At 57.6% G+C, this 25,139-nt stretch carries 22 protein-coding genes and 1 pseudogene; 14 read left to right on the top strand and 9 right to left on the bottom strand.

Annotated features, from left to right (window positions below; translation table 11 throughout):
* Positions 1–113: 113 nt before the first annotated feature.
* From sanA to IM299_RS07310, 4 genes are all read right to left on the bottom strand, one after another.
* Entirely contained in the window at positions 114–833 is a 720-nt protein-coding gene (gene sanA / locus IM299_RS07325) for an outer membrane permeability protein SanA (RefSeq protein WP_045629865.1), read from the bottom strand.
* A 126-nt stretch (positions 834–959) separates the two neighbouring features.
* Complete coding sequence (gene cdd / locus IM299_RS07320; RefSeq protein ID WP_028013856.1) at positions 960–1,844, bottom strand: cytidine deaminase; 885 nt, start codon at positions 1,842–1,844, stop codon at positions 960–962.
* Between the two features lie 129 nt (positions 1,845–1,973).
* Positions 1,974–2,669 (bottom strand): CidB/LrgB family autolysis modulator, encoded by a 696-nt coding sequence (locus tag IM299_RS07315; protein WP_193357256.1) that lies wholly within the window; start codon positions 2,667–2,669, stop codon positions 1,974–1,976.
* Positions 2,666–3,061, bottom strand: coding sequence for a CidA/LrgA family protein (locus tag IM299_RS07310; protein ID WP_014884558.1), 396 nt, complete (start codon positions 3,059–3,061; stop codon positions 2,666–2,668). The genes IM299_RS07315 and IM299_RS07310 overlap by 4 nt, the downstream gene beginning before the upstream one ends.
* A 167-nt stretch (positions 3,062–3,228) precedes the next feature.
* Here IM299_RS07310 and dusC point away from each other — a divergent pair, with 167 nt between their 5' ends.
* The 7 genes and pseudogenes from dusC (at position 3,229) to IM299_RS07275 (ending at position 12,754) form a co-directional block, all read left to right on the top strand.
* Positions 3,229–4,161: a tRNA dihydrouridine(16) synthase DusC gene (gene dusC, locus IM299_RS07305; RefSeq protein ID WP_193357255.1), complete on the top strand. Its 933-nt coding sequence runs from the start codon at positions 3,229–3,231 to the stop codon at positions 4,159–4,161.
* 338 nt (positions 4,162–4,499) lie between these two features.
* Positions 4,500–5,807, top strand: a complete 1,308-nt coding sequence (locus tag IM299_RS07300; RefSeq protein ID WP_227013057.1) for a carbohydrate porin — start codon at positions 4,500–4,502, stop codon at positions 5,805–5,807.
* 155 nt (positions 5,808–5,962) lie between these two features.
* A complete protein-coding gene (gene licT / locus IM299_RS07295; RefSeq protein WP_041909031.1) occupies positions 5,963–6,796 on the top strand; it encodes a BglG family transcription antiterminator LicT in 834 nt (277 codons plus the stop codon).
* Between the two features lie 24 nt (positions 6,797–6,820).
* A pseudogene (gene bglF, locus IM299_RS07290) lies at positions 6,821–8,786 on the top strand (PTS beta-glucoside transporter subunit IIABC).
* A 12-nt stretch (positions 8,787–8,798) separates the two neighbouring features.
* Positions 8,799–10,193, top strand: coding sequence for a glycoside hydrolase family 1 protein (locus IM299_RS07285; protein ID WP_193357253.1), 1,395 nt, complete (start codon positions 8,799–8,801; stop codon positions 10,191–10,193).
* Between the two features lie 327 nt (positions 10,194–10,520).
* Positions 10,521–11,939, top strand: coding sequence for a multidrug resistance outer membrane protein MdtQ (gene mdtQ / locus IM299_RS07280; protein ID WP_047363102.1), 1,419 nt, complete (start codon positions 10,521–10,523; stop codon positions 11,937–11,939).
* Between the two features lie 50 nt (positions 11,940–11,989).
* Entirely contained in the window at positions 11,990–12,754 is a 765-nt protein-coding gene (locus tag IM299_RS07275) for an SDR family oxidoreductase (protein ID WP_193357252.1), read from the top strand.
* Positions 12,755–12,798: 44 nt separating this feature from the next.
* Here the strand turns inward: IM299_RS07275 and IM299_RS07270 are convergent, their stop codons facing one another.
* Entirely contained in the window at positions 12,799–13,371 is a 573-nt protein-coding gene (locus tag IM299_RS07270; RefSeq protein ID WP_193357251.1) for a DedA family protein, read from the bottom strand.
* Between the two features lie 157 nt (positions 13,372–13,528).
* On the opposite strand from IM299_RS07270, the gene IM299_RS07265 reads away from it, so the two are divergent.
* Together IM299_RS07265 and pbpG are read left to right on the top strand one after the other, a co-directional pair.
* A complete protein-coding gene (locus tag IM299_RS07265; RefSeq protein WP_028013847.1) occupies positions 13,529–14,116 on the top strand; it encodes a Yip1 family protein in 588 nt (195 codons plus the stop codon).
* 167 nt (positions 14,117–14,283) lie between these two features.
* The gene (gene pbpG / locus IM299_RS07260; protein ID WP_193357250.1) at positions 14,284–15,207 is read left to right on the top strand and encodes a D-alanyl-D-alanine endopeptidase; all 924 of its coding nucleotides are present in this window, start codon (positions 14,284–14,286) and stop codon (positions 15,205–15,207) included.
* A 93-nt stretch (positions 15,208–15,300) separates the two neighbouring features.
* On the opposite strand, the gene IM299_RS07255 is transcribed toward pbpG, so the two are convergent.
* Together IM299_RS07255 and dld are read right to left on the bottom strand one after the other, a co-directional pair.
* Entirely contained in the window at positions 15,301–15,855 is a 555-nt protein-coding gene (locus IM299_RS07255) for a GNAT family N-acetyltransferase (protein WP_028013845.1), read from the bottom strand.
* A gap of 112 nt (positions 15,856–15,967) precedes the next feature.
* Positions 15,968–17,716, bottom strand: coding sequence for a D-lactate dehydrogenase (gene dld, locus IM299_RS07250; protein ID WP_193357249.1), 1,749 nt, complete (start codon positions 17,714–17,716; stop codon positions 15,968–15,970).
* Between the two features lie 189 nt (positions 17,717–17,905).
* On the opposite strand from dld, the gene bglX reads away from it, so the two are divergent.
* The 5 genes from bglX to IM299_RS07225 all read left to right on the top strand — a co-directional run bounded on the left by bglX (position 17,906) and on the right by IM299_RS07225 (position 24,101).
* Positions 17,906–20,203, top strand: coding sequence for a beta-glucosidase BglX (bglX, locus tag IM299_RS07245; RefSeq protein ID WP_041909044.1), 2,298 nt, complete (start codon positions 17,906–17,908; stop codon positions 20,201–20,203).
* A 146-nt stretch (positions 20,204–20,349) separates the two neighbouring features.
* Complete coding sequence (locus IM299_RS07240) at positions 20,350–21,267, top strand: ABC transporter substrate-binding protein (protein WP_041909045.1); 918 nt, start codon at positions 20,350–20,352, stop codon at positions 21,265–21,267.
* Between the two features lie 12 nt (positions 21,268–21,279).
* Positions 21,280–22,437 (top strand): ABC transporter permease, encoded by a 1,158-nt coding sequence (locus tag IM299_RS07235; RefSeq protein WP_047367953.1) that lies wholly within the window; start codon positions 21,280–21,282, stop codon positions 22,435–22,437.
* Complete coding sequence (locus IM299_RS07230; RefSeq protein ID WP_045259742.1) at positions 22,430–23,380, top strand: ABC transporter ATP-binding protein; 951 nt, start codon at positions 22,430–22,432, stop codon at positions 23,378–23,380. The genes IM299_RS07235 and IM299_RS07230 overlap by 8 nt, the downstream gene beginning before the upstream one ends.
* On the top strand, positions 23,364–24,101 hold the full coding sequence (locus tag IM299_RS07225) for an ABC transporter permease (RefSeq protein WP_048957519.1): 738 nt from the start codon (positions 23,364–23,366) through the stop codon (positions 24,099–24,101). The genes IM299_RS07230 and IM299_RS07225 overlap by 17 nt, the downstream gene beginning before the upstream one ends.
* Here IM299_RS07225 and IM299_RS07220 read toward each other — a convergent pair.
* On the bottom strand, positions 24,076–24,189 hold the full coding sequence (locus tag IM299_RS07220; RefSeq protein WP_008500895.1) for a protein YohO: 114 nt from the start codon (positions 24,187–24,189) through the stop codon (positions 24,076–24,078). The two genes, IM299_RS07225 and IM299_RS07220, sit on opposite strands and share 26 nt — an antisense overlap.
* 69 nt (positions 24,190–24,258) lie before the next feature.
* On the bottom strand, positions 24,259–24,999 hold the full coding sequence (gene mlrA, locus IM299_RS07215) for an HTH-type transcriptional regulator MlrA (RefSeq protein WP_048959231.1): 741 nt from the start codon (positions 24,997–24,999) through the stop codon (positions 24,259–24,261).
* Positions 25,000–25,139: the final 140 nt, after the last annotated feature.

Genomic DNA, 25,139 nt, shown 5'->3' with positions numbered 1-25,139 from the left:
TCATAGTCATTCTTCAATGAAGCCGTAGCGGCAGTGAACTCAGGTTAAAAGAGCTGGCGTAAAGGGGGGATAAAAAGCGTCAGTGCCGGCGTAAAGAAAGTATAAAGGCAGGCCTACTTTTTCTCTTTTTTCTGCATATCCAGCAGCTGCTCCGGCGTCACCGCCGGGTAACCCTGCGCGTCTTCCGGCACTTCATGCATCGCCGGAATGGGCACCAGAGGGCCTAAAAAGCGCGGTTCGCGTTTGAAGATATACAGATCGGCCAGGGCGCCAAAGCGGGCACCAAACTCGCGGACGCGCACGCTCAGCATATCTTTCGGCGACGGTACCGCGTAGCACTGGGCCTGAATGCCCATGTGCAGGGCGATAAACAGCGCGCGCTCGCAGTGGAAGCGCTGGGTGATGATGATAAAGTCGTTGGTATCGAAGACTTTGCGCGTGCGCACGATGGAGTCCAGGGTGCGGAACCCGGCGTAGTCGAGCACGATATCGGCAGGGTCCACGCCCGCGGCAATCAAATCCTTCCGCATCGTCACCGGCTCGTTATAGCTTTGCAGCGCGTTATCGCCGCTCAGCAGCAGGTAGTTCACCTTGCCGCTGTTGTAGGCGTTCAGCGCGCCCTGAATACGGTAGCGATAATACTGGTTGATCACCCCTGTGCGGTAATACTTGGCGGTGCCGAGCACCACGCCCACCTGACGATAGGGCAGGTCCTGCAGGTCATCAAAGATGTAGGGAGCCGTTTTCCAGCTCATCCAGCGGTCGAGACCCAGCACGATAAACAGCAGTATGCCGACCAGGACAAACAGGCTGTAAAAAACGCGCTTTAACATGAAGATGGCTCGTTCGTGGATGAAATTTAACTCAGGCTACTTTACCCGCCTGGTTAGCGCAAGAAACAGCGACTCAACTGAGGGGTTTTTCAGCAACGTGGCGGACATTTCTGTCCGCCGGAAGGTTTACGCCAGCAGGACGCGGTCGATTGTCGTGCAGCCTAACGCCTTGAGCGTTGCGGCGGTGGCATCCCACTGAATCAGCGGCGCATCGGCCTTTTCGGCCAGAACGGCACGCTGAATGTCCGGATAATCGTAGCCGTTCAGGCTCAGCAGGTTGAGTGCGCCTTGCAGCGGCGGCAGCGTTGGGTTAAACGCGGCGTTTTCCGCATAGCTGCCGGTGAAGATACGGCCATCGCGGCACTGCAGTGCCACGCCGCTCGGGGAGTTGCTGTAGGGGGTGTGGCTCTTGTTCGCCGCGCGTATGGCCGCCTGGTTCAGGTCATCGCCGGACAGGGCGAAACCGTGATCCTGCTCGTCCATCAGCAGCGTTTTAATCTCAAGATCTTTCGGGCCGAAGGCGTCAGGCAGGTAGTCCCCCAGCGTGTGCGGCGCGCGGCCCGGCAGGTTAATGCGCAGCTGCAGCCCGCTGTTCAGCTCGTTCATAAACTGGCGGCAGTGGCCGCACGGGGTGTAGTTTACGGTGATGGCGCTCAGGGCTTTCTCACCGCGCAGCCAGGCGTGGCTGATGGCGCTCTGCTCCGCGTGAACGGTCTGCTGCATGGTTGCGCCGAGGAACTCCATGTTCCCGCCGAAGTACCAGGTTCCGCTGACGCCGCGCGCGATGGCGCCGACGTTGAAGTGGGAAAGATCGGCCCGGGCGCAGGCGGCAGCCAGGGGCAGCAGTGCGAAAGCCAGCGCGTCTTCATCCAGCCCGGTTGCCTGTTTAAGCACCGTGACCTGCTCCGCCGTCAGCAGGGCGGGGAAATGTGCATCTGCCAGAACGGGAGCGAGGGCTGACTGCAAATTCTCTGCAAGCTGAGCGAAGGCAGCTTGAAAACGTGGGTGCATGGCGTTTGCCTCATAAAGGTTAATGGATCGGTAGTTTACGGAGCCGTCAGGGCTTTATATGTGATCCACTTCTCATTATGTATGCAACTTATGAAATCAAACTGAAATTTGCGCGACGCATCGCAAATTTTAGCCCATCACCGCCAGAATCAGCGGGAAAATGAACGGGGCGAGCAGGGAGGTGATAATCCCGCAGATCACCAGCGCAAGCGAGCTAAACGCCCCTTCCTGATAGTCCAGCTCCGCGCAGCGGGCGGTACCCAGCGCGTGCGAGGCGGTGCCCATCGACAGCCCGCGCGCCGCTTTGGTGTGAATACGCATCCCGTTCAGCAGGGTGTGGCCAAACACCGCGCCGAGAATACCGACGAAAATCACGCACATCGCGCTGATGGCCGGAATACCGCCGAGGCTGCCGCCTATCGCCATTGCGATAGGCGTGGTCACTGATTTAGGCAGGATAGAGGCGGCAATTTGCGGGGAGGCCCCCATCAACAGCGCCACCGACGTGCCAGTGATCATCGCCACCAGGCTTCCCACAAAACAGATAGTAATGATGGACTTCCACCGTGCGCGGATCTGGTGCAGCTGCTCATATAAAGGAAAGGCAAGCGCGACAACGGCTGGCTGCAGAAGGTCGTTTAAGATTTTGCTGCCGGCAAAGTAGCGTTCGTAAGGAATGCCGGTGAGCAGCAGGAACGGAATAATCACCACCATCGCCACCAGCAGGGGGTTCAGCAAGGGCATTTTAAATCGTGCGGCAAGCTTGCGCGCGGCGAAGAATACCAGCAGGGTTAACGGCATTGACCACCAGATATTAGCCATCATTTTTTTGTTTTCTCCCCAATCACGTTACGTTCGCCATGCACCAGATGTGAACTCCAGCTCACCACCAGGAAAACCACCAGCGTACTGACCGCGCAGGAGACAACAATCGGGCCGAACTGGGCCTTGAGCAAATCAAAATACTGCATGACGCCCACGCCGATAGGCACGAATAGCAGCGCCATATAGCGAATTAGGACGAAGCAGCCGGGATTGACCCACTTTGCAGGCAGAATTTGCAGCGCCAGTAAAACGAAGAGGATCAGCATACCGATAATGCTGCCGGGAATGGTGATAGGCAGCAGCGACGCGATGAAAATGCCGGCATACAGGCAGGCGTAAATCAGGACGAATGCGCGCAGATATTGCCAGATAATGTTCAATGATTTGCTCATGGTGAAAGTCCTTGATGAAACGCATTCATCATACAATTAAACCCGAAAATGTGCCACGGATCACATCATGAATTTTGAGCATACCAGACATTCCGAATTGGAACGTCGGGCTTTCCACACACAAACAGAGCAGATACTATAGCGCGTCTTTTTTCACAGGTACTGTTATGCGTGTTTTACTGGCCCCAATGGAAGGCGTGCTCGACTCCCTCGTGCGCGAGCTACTTACCGAGGTGAACGATTACGATCTCTGCGTGACGGAGTTCCTGCGCGTGGTCGATATGTTGCTGCCAGAAAAGTCATTCTATCGTCTCTGCCCTGAACTGCATCGCCAGAGCCGGACCCCTTCCGGCACGCTGGTGCGTATTCAGCTGCTCGGTCAGTATCCTGAATGGCTGGCGGAAAATGCCGCCCGCGCGGTAGCGCTTGGCTCTTACGGGGTGGATCTCAACTGCGGCTGCCCGTCGAAGCTGGTAAACGGCAGCGGCGGCGGGGCGACGTTGCTGAAAGATCCTGAGCTGATTTACCGCGGCGCGAAGGCGATGCGTGAGGCCGTGCCGTCGCATCTGCCGGTGACGGTCAAAGTGCGTCTGGGCTGGGACAGCGACGCGCGGCAGTTTGAAATTGCCGATGCGGTACAGCAGGCCGGTGCCACCGAGCTGGTGGTGCACGGACGTACTAAAGAAGATGGCTATAAAGCGGACCGCATTAACTGGCAGGCGATTGGCGAGATCCGCAAACGCCTCAGCATTCCGGTTATCGCCAACGGTGAAATCTGGGACTACGAGAGCGCGCACGCGTGCATGAAAGAGACGGGCTGCGACGCGGTGATGATAGGCCGCGGCGCGCTGAACGTGCCAAACCTCAGCCGGGTGGTGAAACATAACGAACCGCGCATGCCGTGGGCAGACGTGGTCACGTTGCTGCAAAAATACAGCCGTCTGGAAAAGCAAGGCGACACCGGTTTGTATCACGTCGCGCGCATCAAACAGTGGCTCAGTTATTTACGCAAAGAGTACAGCGAAGCGTTGGATTTATTTCAGGAGATCCGCACCTTACAAACTTCTGCCGATATTGCGCGTGTCATCCAGTCAAAATAATAAGCGTTAATTTGCTCACACTTTTTTAAAATATAAAACGATGCAGGTTTTCAAGGTGGCGCGACGGTGTTAAGGTGCCACTGTTTTCAACGCAGGATTGTTACTGGTTAACAGGCAAAACCTAAGCGTTTCACAGCATTAACCGCTGTGGATCGCTTAGGTTTTTTTTTGCCTGTCATTCACGAAGGAGGGCCATTTGGCCTAACGCTTTTTGCTGGAACGAATAATCAAAATACGACGGGAAATAACAAATTTCCTGCGAACGGTTACGCATTAATACTCAGCTACAGGTTGCTATTATGACAAATAAATATAATCTTTGTGCCCTCGCTTTATTGATGATATCGCCTTTAACAGTGGCGCAGGAGTGGAATGGAACGGTATTAGGGTTTGAAGCCCCGCCGGAGCCTGTTCTGGGCGAAATGCTCGGCATACGCAAAATCCTTAACGATAACGGTTTTACCTATAACCTCGGATACCTCAATGAAATTGGCTGGAACGGCGGTGGCGGATATAACCACGACTCCCACGTGGCCTATATTGACCAGTTCGCGCTGACCTTCAACCAGGATCTGGCGCGCTGGACGGGCATCCCGGATGCGCGTATCGAGGGGAATATCGTCAACCGCAACCACAATGACGACCTCACCACCAAACGCGTGCAGGATCCGCGCGTGAACTTCAACGATTTAACCCAGGAGAGCTGGGGCGGGCAATCCATAACCCGTCTGGGCTGGCTGACGTTTGCCCGCAGCTTTGACGACCGACGCCTCACCTGGCGTATCGGCATGATGAACAAGGTGCAGACTTTCGATCAAATCATCCCGTGCGACTTCCAACTGCTCTCCCAGTGCGGTGGGAAATCGGCCAACTCGCTGACCTGGAACAACTGGAACGTTCACACCTGGGGCACCACGCTGGAGTATAAGCTCACGCCAACCGTCACCTTAAAAGGCGGCGTGATGGAGCAAAACCCGGACGCCTCCAGCCGCAGCCACGCGTGGAGCGGGTCGACGAAGGGCAGCAAAGGGGTCTTGCTCCCGGTCGAAATCGAAGCGCGTCCGCTGATTAACGGCCTGCCGGGTGCCTATAACCTCGGCGTGGTGTTTACCAACGCGCCGCAAACCGATCTCTATAGCGGTGCATCGGGCGGAGCGGGGGTTACCGATCCAGACGGTTACGAGAAACATAACCGTACCTGGTTTATGTACGCCGGGCTTAACCAGCAGATCACGCAGCACAAGGACGATCCGAATCGCGGGTTGAGCACCTCGGTCAGCATGAGCCTTGCGGATCAGCGCAGCAATTACATGCATCAGGTCTACGCCGCCTCGCTGCGCTATCGCGGGCTGTTTGACGCTCGCCCGGAAGACTGGATTGGCGTCGGGCTAACCTGGATTGATATGAGCAGCCAGTACGCCCGCAGCCAGCGCTATATGAACAGCCTGAGCGGCGTGTCGGACTATAACGATCCGGCGTACCATCCGGTGCCGGGCCACTCCCTGAACGGTGAGTTTTACTATCGCTTCCGTCCGGTGTCGTGGCTGGAGCTGCAGCCGGGCATTCAGTACTGGCACCATCCGGGCGGCGTATCCCGGACGCAGGATGCCTGGGTGACGGAGCTGAAAACCGTCGTGACGTTCTAGCAATGTCGATCTGCGTCACGTTTTTTACCCGTGACGCATTGAGGCTACGAATGAAACTGATAGAGTGCCAGAACTGGATTGTTACTGCTTCGGCAGGCAAAACCTGATTTTCTGGCTTCTGCCGGAGGTCAGGTTTTTTTGTTTCTGGGGTTCCGATGAAAATCGCCAAGATACTCAATAATAACGTGGTGGTTGTTCAGGATGAGCGCGGGCGCGAACAGGTGGTGATGGGCCGCGGGCTGGCCTTTCAGAGGCGCGTGGGTGAAGCGCTGGATACCGCGCTGATTGAAAAGGTGTTTGCGTTACAGAGCGATGAGCTGGTGCAGCGTCTCGGTGAACTGCTGAGCCAGATCCCGCTGGAGGTGATGACCACCTGCGACCGCATCATTGGGCTGGCGGCGCAACGGCTGGGGAAATTGCAGGAAAGTTTGTACATCACCCTGACCGACCACTGCTACTTCGCGATTGAGCGCCAGAAGAAAGGGCTGGCGATTAAAAACGTGCTGCTGTGGGACATCAAGCGCCTCTATCCGAAGGAGTTTGAGCTGGGGCAGGAGGCGAGGGCCATTATCGCCAAACGCCTGAACGTCGAGCTGGCTGAGGACGAAGCAGGGTTTATCGCGCTGCATCTGGTCACCGCGCAGTTGAACAGCGAAATGCCGGAAGTGATGCACGTGACAAGAGTGATGCAGGAGATCCTGCAGCTGGTGAAGTATCAGCTACAGCTGGAGTACGACGAAGAGTCGCTCAGCTATCAGCGTTTTGTCACGCATCTGAAGTTTTTTGCCCAGCGGATGCTGACCCGCACCGTGGTGGACGATGACGACGTCTCGCTGCATACCGCGGTAAAGGACAACTACGCGAAAGCGTGGAAATGCGCCGAGAAAATCGCGCAGCACCTGAACAAAAGCTATCAGCGCGAGCTGACGACCGAAGAAATTATGTTCCTCGCCATTCATATTGAACGGGTGAGAAAAGAGGGGCGTTAAGCCTCAAATCTGGATTGTTACTGCATAACGCAGGCAAAACCTGGGCGCGGCCTCCGCAAGGAGGACGTTCTCGGGTTTTTTTATTTTTATACTCAGTCAACAGGTGCCTGCGGGCATCGGATGTAAGGAAATCGAGATGGAATACCAGGCGTTAGCAAAGGATATTCTCGGCCACGTTGGCGGAAAAGAGAACATTGTCAGCCTTGTCCACTGTGCGACCCGGCTTCGCTTTAAACTGAAAGATAAACAGAAAGCGGACGCCGAAGGGCTGAAGAAAAACCCGGGCGTGATTATGGTGGTCGAAAGCGGCGGCCAGTTCCAGGTGGTGATTGGTAACCACGTACACGACGTCTGGCAGGCGGTACGTAGCGAGGCCGGGCTCACCGACGACGCGCCGGCCGTGGAGGAGAAGGGCGAGAAGGGCAACCTGCTGGGCCGCCTGATCGACATCGTCTCCGGAATTTTCACTCCGTTTATCGGCATTCTGGCGGCCTCCGGTATTCTGAAAGGGCTGCTGGCGCTGGCGGTGGTCTGCGACTGGCTCACTCCTGAAAGCGGCACCTATAAAATCTGGTTCGCCGCGAGCGACGCGCTGTTCTTCTTCTTCCCGCTGGTGCTGGGCTATACCGCGGGGAAAAAATTTGGTGGCAACCCGTTTATTACGATGGTGATCGGCGGGGCCCTTACGCACCCGATGATGATCGCCGCGTTCAATGCCAGCCAGCAGCCGGGGGCGTTTACCGATGCGTTTCTTGGTATACCGATCACATGGTTTAACTACAGCTCGTCGGTGATCCCGATCATTCTCGCCGCGTGGGTAAGCTGCTGGCTGGAAAAACAGAGTACCAGGCTGCTGCCGTCCTCGATGAAGAACTTCTTCGCGCCGCTGATTTGCTTAGGCGTGACCGTGCCGCTGACCTTCCTGGTCATTGGCCCGCTGGCGACCTGGCTCAGCCAGATGCTGGCCAACGGCTACCAGTGGGTTTATGTCCTGGCACCGTGGCTGGCGGGCGCGGCGATGGGGGCGCTGTGGCAGGTCTGCGTGATCTTCGGCCTGCACTGGGGGCTGGTGCCGCTGATGATTAACAACCTGGCGGTGCTGGGCCATGACTCCATGCTGCCGATGCTGCTCCCGGCGGTGTTTGGCCAGGTGGGCGCGGCGCTGGGGATTTTCCTGCGCACCTGCGACGCGCGCCAGAAAATGCTGGCCGGTTCGTCCGTGACGGCGGGGATTTTTGGCATCACCGAACCGGCCGTGTACGGGGTTAACCTGCCGCTGCGCCGTCCGTTTATCTTTGGCTGCGTCGCGGGTGCCGTCGGCGGCGCGATAGTCGGCTTTAGCGACACTCATGTCTATTCGTTCGGCTTTGCCAATATTTTTACCATCGCCCAGATGATCCCGCCGGGCGGCGTAGACGCCACCCTGTGGGGCGGCATTATCGGCACCGTCGTGGCGCTGGTGCTGGGCTGCGTCCTGACGCTGGTGGCGGGCATGCCAGCACGCTCAGCGCCCGAGGCGGTTGCGCCAGCGGGTGAAAACGATGTGCTGGCACCGATGACCGGTACCGTGCTGGCGCTCGATCAGGTGCCTGATACCACCTTTGCCAGCGGCCTGCTGGGCAGCGGTGCCGCCATCATTCCCTCCGACAACAGGGTGGTTGCCCCGTTTGCGGGCGTTGTTGCCTCTCTTTTCCAGACCAAACACGCCATCGGCCTGCTCAGCGACAGCGGCATTGAAGTGTTAATCCACGTGGGGATCGACACCGTGAAGCTCGATGGTAAACCGTTTACCGCCCATGTGAGGGTGGGCGACAGGGTGCAGCCGGGCGACCTGCTGCTGGAGTTTGATCGTCAGGCGATTATCGATGCCGGATACGACCTGGCGACGCCGATCATTATCAGTAACAGCGACGAGTATCGCGCGGTGGCGACCGTGGCGGCAACGTCCGTCAACGCCGGTGCACCGCTGCTCAGCGTAAGCCATCAATAACAGGAGAACGTGATGAAAACTTTCCCGGATGATTTTTTATGGGGCGGCGCGGTTGCCGCGAACCAGGTAGAAGGCGCATATCTGGAGGATGGCAAAGGGCTTTCCACCTCAGACGTCCAGCCGCAGGGGGTCTTTGGCCCGGTGGTGGAGCGCATGGCGGGCGACAGCGGGATTAAAGATGTGGCGATAGATTTCTATCACCGCTACCCGGAAGACATCAAACTCTTTGCCGAAATGGGCTTTAGCTGCCTGCGCGTCTCCATTGCCTGGACGCGTATCTTCCCGAACGGCGACGAGCAGACGCCAAACGAAGCGGGTCTGGCGTTTTACGACAGGTTGTTTGACGAACTGGCCGCGCACGACATCACGCCGCTGGTCACGCTGTCGCATTACGAAATGCCGTGGGGGCTGGTGAAACAGTACGGCGGCTGGGGCAGTCGTCAGACTATCGGCTTCTTTGAGCGCTACGCCCGCACCGTCTTTGCGCGCTACAGGGAGAAGGTGAAGCTGTGGCTGACCTTCAACGAAATCAACATGTCCCTGCATGCGCCGATGACTGGCGTGGGCCTGTCGGAAACCAGCAGCAAAGGGGAAGTGTATCAGGCGATCCACCATCAGCTGGTGGCCAGCGCGCTGGCGGTGAAAGCCTGCCACGAGATTATCCCGGATGCAAAAATTGGCAACATGCTGCTGGGCGGCCTGATGTACCCGCTGACCTGCAGGCCAGAAGACGTGCTGGAGGCGCTACAGGAGAACCGCGCCTGGCAGTTCTTTGGCGACGTGCAGTGCCGCGGGGCGTACCCGGGGTATATGCTGCGCTTCTTCCGCGACAGCGAAATTGAGATTGATATCACCGACGCCGACCGCGAGGCGCTGAAATCCACCGTCGATTTTATCTCGTTCAGCTATTACATGACCGGCTGCGTGACGACCGATGACGAGTTGAACCAGCAGGCGCGGGGCAACATCCTGAGCATGGTGCCAAACCCGCATCTGGCAAGCTCAGAATGGGGCTGGCAGATCGATCCGGTTGGCCTGCGTACGCTGCTGAACGTGCTCTGGGATCGTTATCAGAAGCCGCTGTTTATCGTCGAGAACGGCCTCGGCGCGAAGGACAAACCGGACGCCGACGGCGTGGTGCAGGATGATTACCGCATCAGCTACCTTAACGACCACCTGGTGCAGGTGCGCGAGGCGATTGACGACGGCGTTGAGGTAATGGGATACACCAGCTGGGGGCCCATCGACCTGGTCAGCGCCTCCAAAGCGGAACTGTCCAAGCGCTACGGCTTTATTTATGTGGACCGCGATGACAGCGGTAAAGGCACTCTGGCCCGCAGCCGCAAAAAGAGTTTTTACTGGTATAAAGAGGTGATTGCCACGAAGGGGGCATCGCTGAAAGCCTGAAAGGAATAACGTCGCCCGGCGCAGTGCCGGGCAAATAAATCAGAAAATCATTTTGAATACGCCGGTAACCACTAACAGCCCTATCAAAAATATAATTAAAATAACCCACAGTAATATTTTCATTCCCTTCTCCTGCCCGTGTATGACACTGAATAAGTGTAGCAGCCAATTCATAATTGGAATGGATATGTTGAATTTATTCATTGGGGTTAGGAATAAATTGCCGAATATGAAAATGTATGACAATTTGCGGATTGCCACGCGTTACTAAAAAACGGAATGGCATCAAGCGTAATTTGCGCCTTTAATTTTTTGAGTTATGGCGTAATGAAACGTTCTCTTATTTTATCTCTGAGTGCTCCTCTTGTCTTAATGCTGGCTGCCTGCGCGCCGGAACATGCCAGCGTGTCGCCGATTAAAACGCAAGCCACTGCGGCGTCGGTAAATACACAGCTAAGTCGAACCAACTGGCCGAAAAACGAATGGTGGAAAGACTATAACGATCCGCAGCTTAATTCTCTGATCGCGAAGGCGCTAAATGATGCGCCGGATATGCAAATCGCCCGACAGCGTATTACGCTCGCGGAAGCGCAGGCGAAAGCCACCCTGGCGGCAGACGGCCCTCAGATGGATTTTTCCGCCGATGCGGAGCGGCAGAAGATGTCTGCGGAAGGGCTGATGGGGCCCTTCGCCATTACCGATCCGGCCGCGGGCACCACCGGGCCGTGGTATACCAACGGTACCTTTGGCCTGACAGCGGGCTGGGATCTCGATTTGTGGGGAAAAAACCGCGCGCAGGTTGAAGCCCGTATCGGCAAGGTCAACGCCCAGAAAGCTGAGATGGAGCAGACGCGTCAGCTGTTGGCCAGCAGCGTCGCGCGGCTTTACTGGGAGTGGCAGACCCAGGCCGCGGTGGGGGACGTTCTCGCACAGATTAAACACGAGCAGGAAAATATCATCGGTGCCGACCGCGAGCTGTATCAGCACGGGATCACATCTTCGGTAGAAGGTGTCGAAACCGATATCAATGCCAGTAAAACCGAAGAGCAGCTTGCCGGGGTAAAAGGCAAAATGAAAGCCGTTGAGGCACGTCTGCAGGCCCTGACTAATACCTCCTCAATGAAACTGACTCGCCATGCTTTACCGGCAGCAGAAGCGGCGTTGCCTACCACGCTGGGATACGAGCTGCTGGCTCGCCGCCCGGATCTGCAGGAGGCGCACTGGTACATTGAAGCTTCCCTGAGCGAAGTGGATGCCGCCAAAGCCGCCTTCTATCCCGACGTGAATCTGATGGCATTCTTGCAGCAGGATGCCCTGCATCTGAGCGATCTGTTCCGTTCCTCCGCCCAGCAAATGGGCGTCACCGCCGGGCTGACGCTGCCGATCTTCGACAGCGGCAGGCTGAATGCGAATCTGGATATTGCCCAGGCGCAGAACAATCTGTCGGTGGCGAACTACAACAAAGCGGTGGTCGATGCCGTTAATCAGGTGGCGCGCACGGCCAGCGAAGTTGAAACCCTGACCGCAAAAAATCAGCAACAGCAGCAGGTCGAGAAAGATGCCGCGCGCGTGGTGGCACTGGCACAGGCGCGCTTTAGCGTCGGGATTATTGCCGGTTCCCGCGTCAGCGAGGCCAAAATTCCGGCACTCAAGGAACATATCGCTGCACTGACCCTGAAAGGGCAGTACGTGGATGCCACGCTACAGCTGACGTCCGCGCTGGGCGGTGGCTATCATCACGGCTAAAAAGGGTGATTATCTATACTTACCTCTTTGCAGTTTTTCAGGAGGTGAGTATGAACAGAGTAGCGATTGTAACCGCATCGGATTCCGGGATCGGTAAAACCACGGCGCTGATGCTGGCAGAGCGCGGGTTTGATATTGGCGTCACCTGGCATTCGGATGAAAAAGGGGCGCTGGAAACCTGCCGTGAAGTTGAAGCGCGTGGGCAGCGTGCAGAGGCTATCCATCTTGATTTAAGCACGCTCCCGGACGGCGCTGATGCTATTGAAACGCTGATTGCACGTTTCGGCCGGCTGGACGTGCTGGTTAACAATGCCGGAGCGATGACCAAAGCGCCATTTCTTGAGATGGCGTTTGACGACTGGCGGAACATTTTTACCGTCGACGTGGACGGCGCGTTTCTCTGCTCGCAGATTGCGGCACGGCAAATGGTGAAGCAGGGGGAAGGGGGGCGGATTGTGAACATCACCTCGGTGCATGAGCACACGCCGCTGCCTGATGCCAGCGCTTACACGGCTGCGAAACATGCGCTCGGCGGCTTAACCAAATCGATGGCGATGGAGCTGGTGAAGCACAAGATTCTGGTGAACGCCGTCGCGCCGGGGGCCATTGCCACGCCGATGAACGATATGGACGACAGCGAAGTGAAGGAAGGGTCAATGCCGGAAATTCCGCTGGCAAGGCCGGGCCACACCAAAGAAATCGCCAGCCTGGTGGCGTGGCTGTGTGACAGCGACGCCAGCTATACCACAGGGCAATCGTTTATCGTCGACGGGGGCTTTATGCTGGCGAACCCGCAGTTAAAGCCGGAAGGGTAACAGGTTTCCCCTCTCCCCAAAGGGGGGAGGGGCACCAGGATGACTCACTCCTCATCCCGCTTCTTCTCTCTGTGCCGCATCCACAGCCTGACCCCAATCACCGCCACAACCACCAGAATCAACCACGCCCAGTGCTTCAGGTGTTGGTCAAGGTTATGCAGCCACGGGCCAATCACCTCGCCACCCACGTAACCAAGCGTCGTGAAGATCAGCGCCCAGGCTATCGCGCCAACAATATTCAGCGGCAGGAAAATTTTTGGCGGCAGGCGGCTGGCACCAATCAGTATTGGCCCGATAATCCTGAAGCCGTACATAAAGCGGGTGCCTATGACGAACAGATAAGGGTGACGCTGGATCAGGCGCTGCGCGCGGTTGATTTTCTTTTTGTGTCTAACGAAACGCTTGAGCAGCGTCGGGCCAAAGCGCAGCCCCAGGAAGTAGAGCAACTGATCGCCAATCATGCCGCCCAGCGCGACCGCAGCGACGACCAGCGGAAACTTCAGTAAGCCCTGATGCGCGGCGACGCCGCCCAGCAGCGTGATGGTTTCACCTTCCGCCACGCTGCCGATGACCAGCGCGGCATATCCATATTGTTCAATGAGTGCGTTAATATCCATTACGTAACGGTTATCTCCCTCTGCGTACCTCGTTTAATCATATACCTCATGAATCAACCGCGCGGCAATCAACGGAAATTTCCCACTGTACATAAAATAATCTAAAGCCTGCATTATACTTAAGGTATCGCTGACGGGCCGACAACAAGGGGGCGCTATGAACCATGTCTGGGGACTTTTCTCCCATCCCGATCGTGAAATGCATGTCATCAAAAGTGAGAACGAAACGGTCTCGCATCATTACACCCACCATGTGCTGCTGATGGCGGCGGTGCCGGTAATATGCGCGTTTATTGGCACAACACAAATCGGCTGGAACTTCGGTGACGGTACCGTGGTTCAGCTCTCCTGGTTTACCGGGCTTTATCTGGCCATTCTCTTTTATGGCCTGATGCTGGCAGGGGTGGCGGTCATGGGGCGCGTCATTCACTGGATGGCGCGTAACTACCCACAGCGCCCATCGCTGGCACACTGTATGGTCTTCGCCGGATACGTCGCGACCCCGCTGTTCTTAAGCGGTATTGTCGCGCTCTATCCACTGGTCTGGCTGTGCGCGCTGATCGGTACTGTTGCGCTCTTTTACACCGGTTATCTGCTGTATCTGGGCGTTCCAACCTTCCTGAATATCAATAAAGAAGAGGGCCTGAGCTTCTCCGGTTCCACGCTTGCCATCGGGGTGCTGGTACTGGAGGTGTTACTGGCACTGACGGTTATTCTTTGGGGTTATGGATACCGTCTCTTTTAAGCTCACTGCATTGCTGGCGTAAATGCCAGCAATGCAGCATCTGTTCACGATTCTCCGCTGGCGACAATGCACGGTGACCGCTATGATGCCGAAGCCAGCCTGTGTTTATCCGTCGACACAGGCGGTGTACGTCATTACGTGCGTGAATAATTATCAGAAGTCTCACCATGCTGAAATTTCGTGTCTCCTTACTTAACCTGGCGCTGCTGCTGGGCGCGTCCGCTGCCGTGCCAGCCGTCGCCAAAACGCCCGCGGTGACCACCGCTGCTGCCCAGCCGCAAATTGCGTCCGGCAGCGCGATGATTGTTGATCTCAACACCAATAAGGTGATTTACGCCAGCCACCCGGACCTGGTGCGCCCAATCGCCTCAATAACCAAATTAATGACCGCGATGGTGGTGCTTGATGCTCGCCTGCCGCTGGACGAAAAGCTGAAAGTGGATATCAGCCACACGCCGGAGATGAAAGGGATCTACTCTCGCGTGCGCCTGAACAGTGAAATCAGCCGTAAAAATATGCTGCTGCTGGCGCTGATGTCGTCCGAAAACCGTGCGGCGGCAAGTCTGGCGCACCACTATCCTGGCGGTTACGATGCCTTTATCCGCGCGATGAACGCCAAAGCCAAAGCGCTGGGGATGAGCAATACTCATTTTGTTGAACCGACGGGTCTGTCGATTAACAACGTCTCCACGGCCCGCGATCTGACAAAACTGCTGATTGCCAGCAAGCAGTATCCGCTGCTCGGCCAGCTCAGCACCACGCGTGAGGACATGGCGACATTCTCGAATCCGTCTTACACGCTGCCGTTTCGCAACACGAACCATCTGGTGTACCGCGAGAACTGGAATATTCAGTTAACCAAAACCGGGTTTACCAATGCGGCAGGCCACTGCCTGGTGATGCGCACCGTGTTTAACGGTAAGCCGGTGGCGCTGGTGGTGATGGATGCCTTCGGGAAATATACCCACTTCGCGGATGCGAGCCGCCTGCGGACCTGGATTGAGACCGGGAAAGTGCAGCCCGTTCCGGCTGCGGCATTGACCTATAAAAAGCAGAAAGCGGAGCAGATGGCGACGGCGCAAAACGACTAATTGCCCTCTGCGCGTTGATGCCCTCACCCCGACCCTCTCCCACGGGAGAGGGAGAAAACACTAAAAACGGTAACCCAGGTTACCGTTTTACGTTTATTCCGGCAGCGTCCAGTCCCCATCGTTGAGCGGGCGCTGCATTATCACCGTATCCCGCCAGTCGCCTTTCTTATACCCCACGCTGCGAAGCTGACCGACAATCTCAAAGCCGTGTTTTTTATGCAGCCGTAACGAGCCGGAATTATTATTGCCATCTCCCACAACGGCAATCATCTGCCGCCACGGGCCCTGCTCGCAGCGCGCGATCAGCGCGTTCATTAATGCGGTGCCAAAACCGCGTCCGGTGATGCTGGCATCCACGTAAATCGACTCTTCCAGGGTATAGCGATAGGCCTGACGCGGTCGGTAAGGGGTGGCGTAACAATAGCCCACCACGATGCCGCGATAGAGCGCGATGAGCCACGGTAAACCGTTCTCGGCCACGCTTTTCATGCGCTGACGCATTTCGTCGATGGTGGGGGGGACTTCTTCGAATGACGCGCGTCCGTGAAGCACATGCCAGGCATAGATGGCGGCGATGGCATGCACATCATCGGGAAGGGCGTCGCGCACTTCCAGTTCGGTTTCGGATAAAACATCAACAGCCGACATGATGCGCCTGCTCCTCATTATAGAATGCCGGAGAAACATTTCTCCGGCGACAGACCGCTACTCTATTACGATTAAGGCGCGCGAAACAATCTCTCAAATTTGGCTGTAGGGTTTAATCAGACGCTTGCGTTATGCGCTGCTCCGCGTCTGCACTCTCTTTCCAGTATTTCTTCCGCGTTGTTTTCCCTATGCCGGGGTTCATGCTGTTTGTAGGGTCATTCTCGCGATAAAACTGCTTAAGGGCGTCAGGGGCTTTATAAAGATGCCCGACGTTGTGTTCCGCAGGATATTGTGCGCCACGCTCGCGCAGCAGGGCGAGCATCTGCTCCTTCAGTTCGTGAGCATCTACCCCTTTTTTGACGATGTAGTCCTGATGGAAGACGTAGCACATAAAGTGGCCGTAATAGAGTTTATGCACCAGCTTGCTGTCGATTTCCGGCGGCAGATGCTCAAACCATTCGGTGTCGTTGCGTCGCAGGGCGATATCCAGCGCCAGAATATCTTCCACTTCTTCGGAATGCACCGCCTGGTAACGGATAGCGGCACCCGCCGCGGCGAAGCGGTGCAGGAAGGCTTTGCTGCCTTCTTCCGGCGTGCAGGCAAAGAAATCACCCTCAGCCGTCCTGAAGAACTCGGTCAGCCAGCTCTGCGCTTCGGCGATCCCGTCCCCGGCCATTTTCAGCAGCAGGTGATGTTCGTACTTATCACGCCAGGTTTTCATTCGCTCCGGCAGATGTGCAGGGAAAACGTTGCCCAGCTTCTGCATAAAGCGGTCGGTAAAGTGGGGCCTGAACAGCGGCACTTTCTCCAGCATCGCGTCGGTGCGGCCCTTCATGGTGAAGAAGAACGGCATTTTGTCGGTGCCAAGCTTATCGATCATCAGGAAAGTGTCTTTCCCGTAGCGCTCCGCGATGTCGTAAATATCCCGATGCATGTACTCGCCCGCCACCGGCAGGTGGGTGAATTCGCCCAGAATATGGCGACGAATTTCGGTCAGGACCTCAGGCTGATTGGTGCCGATGTAAAATACCTGCTGCTTTTTCTCTGCCGGGAAGGTGTCGAGACGCACCGCAAAAACGGCCAGCTTGCCCGCGCAGCCGGACGATTCAAACAGGCGATCCGGATCGGCGTTGTAGCGCGCCGGGGTATCGGCCTCGATATCGCGCACGCGGGTGATGTAATCGTGGTCGTGCGCGTGGCGACCGTCGTGCTGCACGTCTTCGTCCCTCACGCGGTCGTCGTCGAGCTTGCTGAGGATCTGTTCCGGCGTCACGCCCAGATCGATGCCCAGGTGGTTCACCAGCGTCAGCTTGCCGTTTTCATCGATGCGGGCAAAAAGTGACATTTCGGTATAGGCCGGGCCGCGCTGGACCAGCGAACCGCCGGAGTTATTGCAAATCCCACCGACCACCGAGGCGCCAATGCAGGAGGAGCCGATCACCGAGTGCGGCTCGCGGCCCAGCGGCTTAAGCGCTTTTTCCAGCGAGTAGAGCGTGGTGCCCGGGAACGCGAGCACCTGCTCGCCTTTGTCCAGCAGGTGCAGCTTGTCGAGGCGCAGGGTGCTGATAATCACGATATCGCGATCGTAATCGTTGCCGTTCGGCGTGGAACCTTCGGTCAGGCCGGTGTTGGCAGCCTGCATTAAAATAATTTTGTCCGCCGCAACGCAGGCGCTCAGCACGCGCCACAGCTCCAGCAGCGTGCCGGGGAAGACCACCGCCAGCGCGTCGCCCTGGCCGGAGCGGAAACCCTTACGGTAGCGGGCGGTTTTGGCCGGGTCGGTAAGCAGGTGAGAGGAGCCAACCAGGCGCGACAGTTCGTTAATAAATGTTTTGTTATCGTCAGTTCGAACAGAAGTCATCTTCCACTCCTTGTGGTGGGGCAAATTTCTCGCTGTAAAGCATAGCGCGATTAACTGTTCAGCGATCGAGTATTCACGAGAAAAATCAGAGAATAACCCTGCAACGTTCAGAGGGTTTATGGCACACTGCGCTTTTCGCACGGTCTGGCCGGGTACTTCCCACGGTTATTGATGAGAGAGAATAACAACATGAAATGGCTATGTTCTGTAGGTGTCGCCGTCAGCCTGGCGCTGCAACCTGCGCTGGCAGAGGATTTGTTTGGTAATCACCCGCTCACGCCTGAAGCCCGCGACGCGTTTGTCACGGAGTTGCTTAAGAAGATGACGGTCGATGAAAAAATCGGCCAGCTGCGTCTGATCAGCGTTGGCCCGGATAACCCGAAAGAGGCCATCCGCGAGATGATCAAAGAGAACCAGGTGGGCGCGATTTTTAACACCGTCACCCGCCAGGATATCCGCGCCATGCAGGATCAGGTGATGCAGCTCAGCCGCCTGAAAATCCCTCTGTTCTTCGCCTATGACGTGGTGCACGGCCAGCGCACCGTCTTCCCGATCAGCCTCGGCTTAGCCTCCTCGTTTAACCTCGACGCGGTGAAAACCGTCGGGCGCGTGTCGGCCTATGAAGCGGCGGACGACGGCCTGAACATGACCTGGGCACCGATGGTGGACGTCTCGCGCGATCCGCGCTGGGGCCGCGCCTCGGAAGGCTTCGGTGAAGACACCTATTTAACGGCCACGATGGGCAAAACCATGGTGGAAGCGATGCAGGGCAAGAGCCCGGCGGACCGCTACTCGGTGATGACCAGCGTTAAACACTTCGCGGCCTACGGCGCCGTGGAAGGCGGTAAAGAGTACAACACCGTCGACATGAGCCCACAGCGCCTGTTTAACGACTACATGCCGCCGTACAAGGCAGGGCTGGATGCGGGCAGCGGCGCGGTGATGGTGGCGCTGAACTCGCTGAACGGCACGCCTGCGACCTCCGATTCCTGGCTGCTGAAAGACGTCCTTCGCGACCAGTGGGGCTTTAAGGGCATCACCGTTTCCGACCACGGCGCGATTAAAGAGTTGATCAAGCACGGCACGGCGTCCGATCCGGAAGACGCCGTGCGCGTGGCGCTCAAGTCCGGCATCAACATGAGCATGAGCGACGAGTACTACAGCAAATACCTGCCGGGGCTGGTGAAGAGCGGCAAGGTAACGATGGCGGAGCTGGACGATGCCGCGCGCCACGTGCTGAACGTGAAATATGACATGGGGCTGTTTAACGATCCGTACAGCCACCTGGGGCCGAAAGATTCTGACCCGGCGGATACTAACGCCGAAAGCCGCCTGCATCGCAAAGAAGCGCGTGAAGTGGCGCGCGAAAGCCTGGTGCTGCTGAAGAACCGCCTCGACACGCTGCCGCTGAAAAAATCCGGCACTATTGCTGTGGTCGGCCCGCTGGCTGACAGCAAGCGCGACGTGATGGGGAGCTGGTCTGCTGCGGGCGTGGCCGATCAGTCCGTTACCGTCCTGACCGGCATCAAGAGCGCCGTCGGTGAAAACGCCAAAGTGGTGTACGCCAAAGGGGCGAACGTCACCGACGATAAAGACATCGTCACCTTCCTCAACCAGTACGAGGAAGCGGTGAAGGTCGATCCGCGCACGCCGAAGGAGATGATCGACGAAGCGGTCAACGCGGCGAAGCAGTCTGACGTCGTTGTCGCGGTCGTGGGGGAAGCGCAGGGTATGGCGCACGAAGCTTCCAGCCGTACCGACATTACCATCCCGCAGAGCCAGCGCGATCTGATCGCCGCCCTGAAAGCGACCGGCAAGCCGCTGGTGCTGGTGCTGATGAACGGTCGTCCGCTGGCGCTGGTGAAAGAGGACCAGCAGGCTGACGCCATTCTGGAAACCTGGTTCGCCGGCACCGAAGGCGGTAACGCCATCGCCGACGTATTGTTTGGCGATTACAACCCGTCGGGCAAGCTGCCGATGTCCTTCCCGCGCTCCGTCGGGCAGATCCCGGTTTACTATAGCCACCTGAATACCGGCCGCCCGTACAACGCCGACAAGCCGAACAAATACACGTCTCGTTACTTTGACGAAGCTAACGGCCCGCTCTACCCGTTTGGTTATGGCCTGAGCTACACCACCTTCAAGGTCTCTGAGGTGAAAATGTCGGCGCCGAGCCTGAAGCGTGACGGCAAGGTCACCGCCAGCGTCGAGGTGACCAACACCGGCAAGCGTGAAGGGGCAACGGTGATTCAGATGTACGTGCAGGATGTCACCGCCTCGATGAGCCGTCCTGTGAAGCAGCTGCGCGGCTTTGAGAAGGTCAATCTCAAGCCTGGCGAAACCAAAACCATCAGCTTCCCGATTGACGTGGATGCGCTGAAGTTCTGGAACCAGCAGATGAAATATGATGCGGAACCGGGCAAGTTTAACGTCTTTATCGGGGTGGATTCCGCCCGCGTAAATAAAGGCGAGTTCGAGCTGCTGTAACCTTTCCCTCCTTTGCATCCCCCGTCCATCGGGGGATGCGTCTTACCTTATGCTAAAAAGGCATTTTGCCGGGTAAATCCGCCGTTTTAAGCTACGCTTTTCTCTCAAGCCTCTGAAAAAGGCAGCAAAAAAATGAGGATAGCGGAATGACGATTAAATCGGGGATGGTAGTTTCTGCGGCGCTACTCGCGGCGCTAAGCCTGCCGTTACAGGCGGCGGAGCCGGTAAAAGTGGGCTCAAAGATCGATACCGAGGGCGCGCTGCTCGGGAATATTATTCTCCAGGTGCTGGAAAGCCACGGCGTGAAAACCGTCAATAAAGTTCAACTGGGCACCACGCCCGTCGTGCGCGGCGCGATTACCTCCGGCGAGCTGGATATCTATCCTGAATATACCGGCAACGGCGCGTTCTTCTTTAAAGAAGAGAACGATCCAGCATGGAAAAACGCCAAAGCTGGCTATGAAAAAGTCAAAAAACTCGACGCGGAACAGAACAAGCTGGTCTGGCTGACCCCGGCCCCGGCCAACAATACCTGGACTATCGCCGTGCGTAAGGACGTGGCGGAGAAAGGGAAGCTCACCTCGCTTGCGGATCTCAGCCGCTACCTGAAAGAGAAGGGCGACTTTAAGCTCGCGGCGTCCGCGGAGTTTATCGAGCGTCCTGACGCGCTGCCGGCGTTTGAAAAAGCCTACGACTTCAAGCTCGACCAGGCACAACTGCTCTCGCTGGCGGGCGGAGATACGGCGGTAACCATTAAGGCGGCGGCGCAGCAAACCTCCGGCGTTAACGCGGCGATGGCCTACGGCACCGACGGCCCGGTCGCGGCGCTGGGCCTACAAACCCTGACCGATCCAAAAGGCGTTCAGCCGATCTACGCTCCAACCCCGGTTGTGCGTGAGGCGGTACTGAAAGCCTACCCGGATATTGCTGAATGGCTCAAACCGGTCTTCGAAAAGCTGGATGAAAAAACGCTGCAACAGCTGAATGCCAGCATTGCCGTCGAGGGACTGGATGCCAAAAAAGTGGCCGCCGACTTCCTGAAACAACAAGGGCTTGTGAAGTAACGGGAAAGGGCTGTGCCAATAAAATGTCATAACCGCGTACTGCTGCTGTTGGCCTGCGTGGCCATCGCGGCGGTCGCGTTACCGTTTGTGAACGTCGCGCCTAACCGCCTGATGTCGGGGGAAGGGCGTGCTCTCTGGGACGTATGGTCGTTCACGCCGTGGTGGCTGGCGGCTGCGCTGGCCGCGTGGGTTGCACTGTCGCTCTGGCAAGGGCGAACGGCGCAGTGGCTGACGCTGCTGCTCTCGGAAGGTCTCTTTATCACGCTGTTCTGGAGCGCGGGGCTGGCGGCAACGCATATGGCCTCGGCGGAAAGTCCGCTGGCGAGAACTACGCCAGGCAGCGGCCTGTGGCTCTGGCTGGCTTTGTGTTTACTGGCCAGCAGCGATGCGATTCGTCGTCTCATCGCCAGTTCTGTCTGGCGCTGGGTGCTTAATGCGCAGATATGGTCTATTCCACTGCTGTTATTGTTCAGCGGTGAACTGAACAACCTCTCGCTGTTAAAAGAGTACGCCAACCGTCAGGAGGTATTTGATGATGCCCTGGCGCAACATCTGACGATCCTTTTCGGCACGCTGATCCCGGCGCTGCTGATCGGGATACCGCTCGGCATGTGGTGTTACCGTCATCCCTCACGTCAGGGTAGCATCTTTGCCGTGCTCAACGTCATCCAGACCATTCCCTCCGTTGCGCTGTTTGGCCTGCTGATTGCCCCCCTGGCCGGGCTGGTGAAGTCGTTTCCCGCGCTGGGCGCGGTGGGTATCGCCGGAACGGGGTTAACACCCGCGCTGATTGCGCTGGTGCTGTACGCGCTGCTCCCGCTGGTGCGCGGCGTAGTCGCCGGCTTAAGCCAGGTTGCGCCGGATGTGCTGGAAAGCGCCCATGCGATGGGGATGAGCGCGCGACAGTGTTTCTGGAAGATACAGCTCCCGCTGGCGCTGCCCCTGCTGCTGCGCAGCCTGCGGGTGGTAGCGGTTCAGACCGTTGGCATGGCGGTGATTGCCGCGCTGATTGGAGCGGGCGGCTTTGGCGCGCTGGTGTTCCAGGGGCTGCTGAGCAGCGCCCTCGATCTGGTGTTGTTAGGCGTAGTCCCTACCATTGCGCTGGCGGTTGTCGTCGACGCCCTGTTTGCCTTATGGCTCGCGCTGCTCAGGAGAAGAGCCAATGATTGAATTTCATGATGTGAGTAAAACCTTTGCCGGCCGCCCGGCGGCAAGCCATCTGAACCTGAACTTTGCCGAGGGGGCATTTTCCGTGCTGATTGGCACTTCGGGCTCGGGAAAATCCACCACGCTGAAGATGATCAACCGGCTGGTGGAGCATGACAGCGGGTTAATTCGCTTTGCCGGGGAAGAGATCCGCAGCCTGCCGGTGCTGGAGCTGCGCCGCCGAATGGGCTATGCCATTCAGTCTATCGGCCTGTTTCCGCACTGGACGGTGGCACAGAACATCGCCACCGTGCTGCAGCTGGAGAAATGGTCGCGGGCTAAAATCGCTGACCGCGTTGATGAACTGATGTCTTTGCTGGGGCTGGAGCCCGCGTTGCGCGAGCGCTATCCTCACCAGCTCTCCGGTGGGCAACAGCAGCGCGTGGGCGTGGCGCGCGCGCTGGCGGCTAACCCGCAGGTGCTGCTGATGGATGAACCCTTTGGCGCGCTGGATCCCGTTACGCGCGGGGCGCTGCAAACGGAGATGACCCGCATTCACCGCATTCTTGGTCGAACCATCGTCCTCGTGACGCACGATATAGATGAAGCCCTGCGCCTGGCCGATCATCTGGTGCTGATGGACCACGGCGAGGTGGTGCAGCAGGGCGCGCCGCTTGCGCTGCTGACCAGCCCGAAGAATGACTTTGTGCGCGAGTTTTTTGGCCGCAGCGAGCTGGGCGTCAGGCTGCTCTCCCTGCGGACGGTCGGAGACTATATGCGCCGTGAGAATGCACCGCCCGGCGGGGAACCGCTACAGGAGCAGATGAGCCTGCGGGATGCCCTCTCCGCGTTTGTCGCGCGCCGGTGCGAAGTCCTGCCCGTGGCGGATGTCCGGGGTGCGCCGTGCGGCAGCCTGCATTTTCGCGATCTGCTGGCCGGGGAGGTGACGCGTGAAGGCACTGCGTGATCCGCTCCTCTGGCTGGTAGCGCTCTTTGTCGCCTTATTGTTTCTGATGCCTCACAGCGCGGCGCTGTTTAACACTCTTTTTCCGGGGCTACCGCGGCCGGTGTATCAGCAGGAGAGCTTTATTAACCTTGCCCTGGCGCATCTCTGGCTGGTGGCGCTCTCAAGCGTCATCGCGGTGGTGCTGGGAGTAGGGGCGGGCATCGCGGTCACGCGACCTGCGGGCCGGGAGTTTCGTCCGCTGGTGGAGACGGTTGCGGCCATTGGACAGACGTTTCCGCCGGTGGCGGTGCTGGCGATAGCGGTGCCGGTTATGGGTTTTGGTCAGCAGCCCGCGATTATTGCGCTGATTCTGTACGGCGTGTTGCCCGTTCTGCAGGGCACGCTGGCGGGGGTTGCGGCGGTCCCGGCGTCTGTTTTAAGCGTGGCGGAAGGGATGGGGATGAGCCGCTGGCAGCGGCTGCGCAAGGTAGAACTGCCGCTTGCGGCACCGGTTATTATTGCCGGGATCCGCACGTCGGTGATCATTAACATCGGGACGGCGACCATTGCGTCCACGGTCGGTGCCAATACGCTGGGAACGCCGATCATCATCGGCTTAAGCGGGTTTAATACGGCTTATATTGTGCAGGGGGCGGTACTGGTCGCGCTGGCGGCCATCGTTGTCGATCGCCTTTTTGAGCGACTGGCGCTGTACCTCAGCCGACACCGCCACGAACGATAAACGAGTATCCTGCAAGCATCACCCCGCCGATACCGCTTACGGCCATCAGGACAAAAAGGGTAATAATGGCGAGTTTGGTTGCCTTCATCATGTGCTCCTGTTGTTAACGGAACAATTATACGGTGAAGCGCAGCTGTTAATGAACCATTAAATGCCGTTATGGCTCATCCGGGCCAAGGGAATAAACCGGATAACCATGCTCACGCCACTCCGTCAGCAGCTGTTGCTGCGTGGCGGACGGCACTTCGCCACACCAGACCAGCAGGGTTTGGCCGTCGAAAAACTCGGGTTTGAGCTGCCCCAGCGAGTGCGCAAGGACATCCACGCGCCAGCCCTTTTGGGTGGCGATCCACGCTTCCAGCCACAGACGGGTGGTATCGTGCACGTTCCAGCCGACCACCAGCGCATCTTTTCCTGCCTTGTTCTTCGCCGAGGCAAGACAGACGGCAATATAGTTGATCAGCACCCCGTCAAGCATGCTGAGCAGCGCCTGCAGGGTAGACTGTTGGCACTGCAGGCGCCGACGGAGCGGAATGAAAAGATGGGTGATAAGCGTTTTCGCCGGATAATCGCGACCCTGCTCTTTGATCCAGGCGCGCAGTCGCTGCAGGTTACCCGCCTGCAGGAGCCGCAGCAGCGTTTCCTGCTGCTCGCGCCAGAGGCGTTGTGTGTCCGGGTCGTCCTGGCTCAGCAGGGACTTCACTTTCCCGACCTGCACCCCGTTGTCGATCCAGCTTTTGATTTCGCGGATCCGGTCGATATCGGCATCGTTGAACAGACGATGCCCGCCGTCCGTCCTCTGCGGTTTGAGCAATCCATACCGCCGCTGCCACGCCCGTAGGGTAACGGGATTGATATCACAAAGGAGTGCCACTTCACCGATTGTGTAAAGCGCCATATTTGCCCCCTGGCTTACGCGTCCCCAGCTTAACTGTAGACCCACTTTGCCGAACCAGGAAGAATTGATTAATTTTTAAACAAATAATGCGAACCATGCACGATGTGCAGAAAAAGATGTGATAACGGACACGATTTTGC

It is taken from the genome of Enterobacter cloacae complex sp. P47BA, assembly GCF_014930485.1.
Lineage (GTDB): Bacteria > Pseudomonadota > Gammaproteobacteria > Enterobacterales > Enterobacteriaceae > Enterobacter > Enterobacter bugandensis.
This window is presented reverse-complemented; position numbering and strand designations above follow the sequence as displayed.

Coding starts and splice junctions, on each gene's coding strand:
- bglX (WP_041909044.1), top strand. CDS start 17,906: ATGAAATGGCTATGTTCTGTAGGTGTCGCCGTCAGCCTGGCGCTGCAA.
- IM299_RS07270 (WP_193357251.1), bottom strand. CDS start 13,371: ATGGATATTAACGCACTCATTGAACAATATGGATATGCCGCGCTGGTC.
- dld (WP_193357249.1), bottom strand. CDS start 17,716: ATGACTTCTGTTCGAACTGACGATAACAAAACATTTATTAACGAACTG.
- IM299_RS07220 (WP_008500895.1), bottom strand. CDS start 24,189: ATGAAGGCAACCAAACTCGCCATTATTACCCTTTTTGTCCTGATGGCC.
- sanA (WP_045629865.1), bottom strand. CDS start 833: ATGTTAAAGCGCGTTTTTTACAGCCTGTTTGTCCTGGTCGGCATACTG.
- cdd (WP_028013856.1), bottom strand. CDS start 1,844: ATGCACCCACGTTTTCAAGCTGCCTTCGCTCAGCTTGCAGAGAATTTG.
- IM299_RS07275 (WP_193357252.1), top strand. CDS start 11,990: ATGAACAGAGTAGCGATTGTAACCGCATCGGATTCCGGGATCGGTAAA.
- IM299_RS07230 (WP_045259742.1), top strand. CDS start 22,430: ATGATTGAATTTCATGATGTGAGTAAAACCTTTGCCGGCCGCCCGGCG.
- licT (WP_041909031.1), top strand. CDS start 5,963: ATGAAAATCGCCAAGATACTCAATAATAACGTGGTGGTTGTTCAGGAT.
- dusC (WP_193357255.1), top strand. CDS start 3,229: ATGCGTGTTTTACTGGCCCCAATGGAAGGCGTGCTCGACTCCCTCGTG.
- IM299_RS07300 (WP_227013057.1), top strand. CDS start 4,500: ATGATATCGCCTTTAACAGTGGCGCAGGAGTGGAATGGAACGGTATTA.
- IM299_RS07285 (WP_193357253.1), top strand. CDS start 8,799: ATGAAAACTTTCCCGGATGATTTTTTATGGGGCGGCGCGGTTGCCGCG.
- IM299_RS07255 (WP_028013845.1), bottom strand. CDS start 15,855: ATGTCGGCTGTTGATGTTTTATCCGAAACCGAACTGGAAGTGCGCGAC.
- pbpG (WP_193357250.1), top strand. CDS start 14,284: ATGCTGAAATTTCGTGTCTCCTTACTTAACCTGGCGCTGCTGCTGGGC.
- IM299_RS07265 (WP_028013847.1), top strand. CDS start 13,529: ATGAACCATGTCTGGGGACTTTTCTCCCATCCCGATCGTGAAATGCAT.
- IM299_RS07240 (WP_041909045.1), top strand. CDS start 20,350: ATGACGATTAAATCGGGGATGGTAGTTTCTGCGGCGCTACTCGCGGCG.
- IM299_RS07310 (WP_014884558.1), bottom strand. CDS start 3,061: ATGAGCAAATCATTGAACATTATCTGGCAATATCTGCGCGCATTCGTC.
- mlrA (WP_048959231.1), bottom strand. CDS start 24,999: ATGGCGCTTTACACAATCGGTGAAGTGGCACTCCTTTGTGATATCAAT.
- IM299_RS07315 (WP_193357256.1), bottom strand. CDS start 2,669: ATGATGGCTAATATCTGGTGGTCAATGCCGTTAACCCTGCTGGTATTC.
- mdtQ (WP_047363102.1), top strand. CDS start 10,521: ATGAAACGTTCTCTTATTTTATCTCTGAGTGCTCCTCTTGTCTTAATG.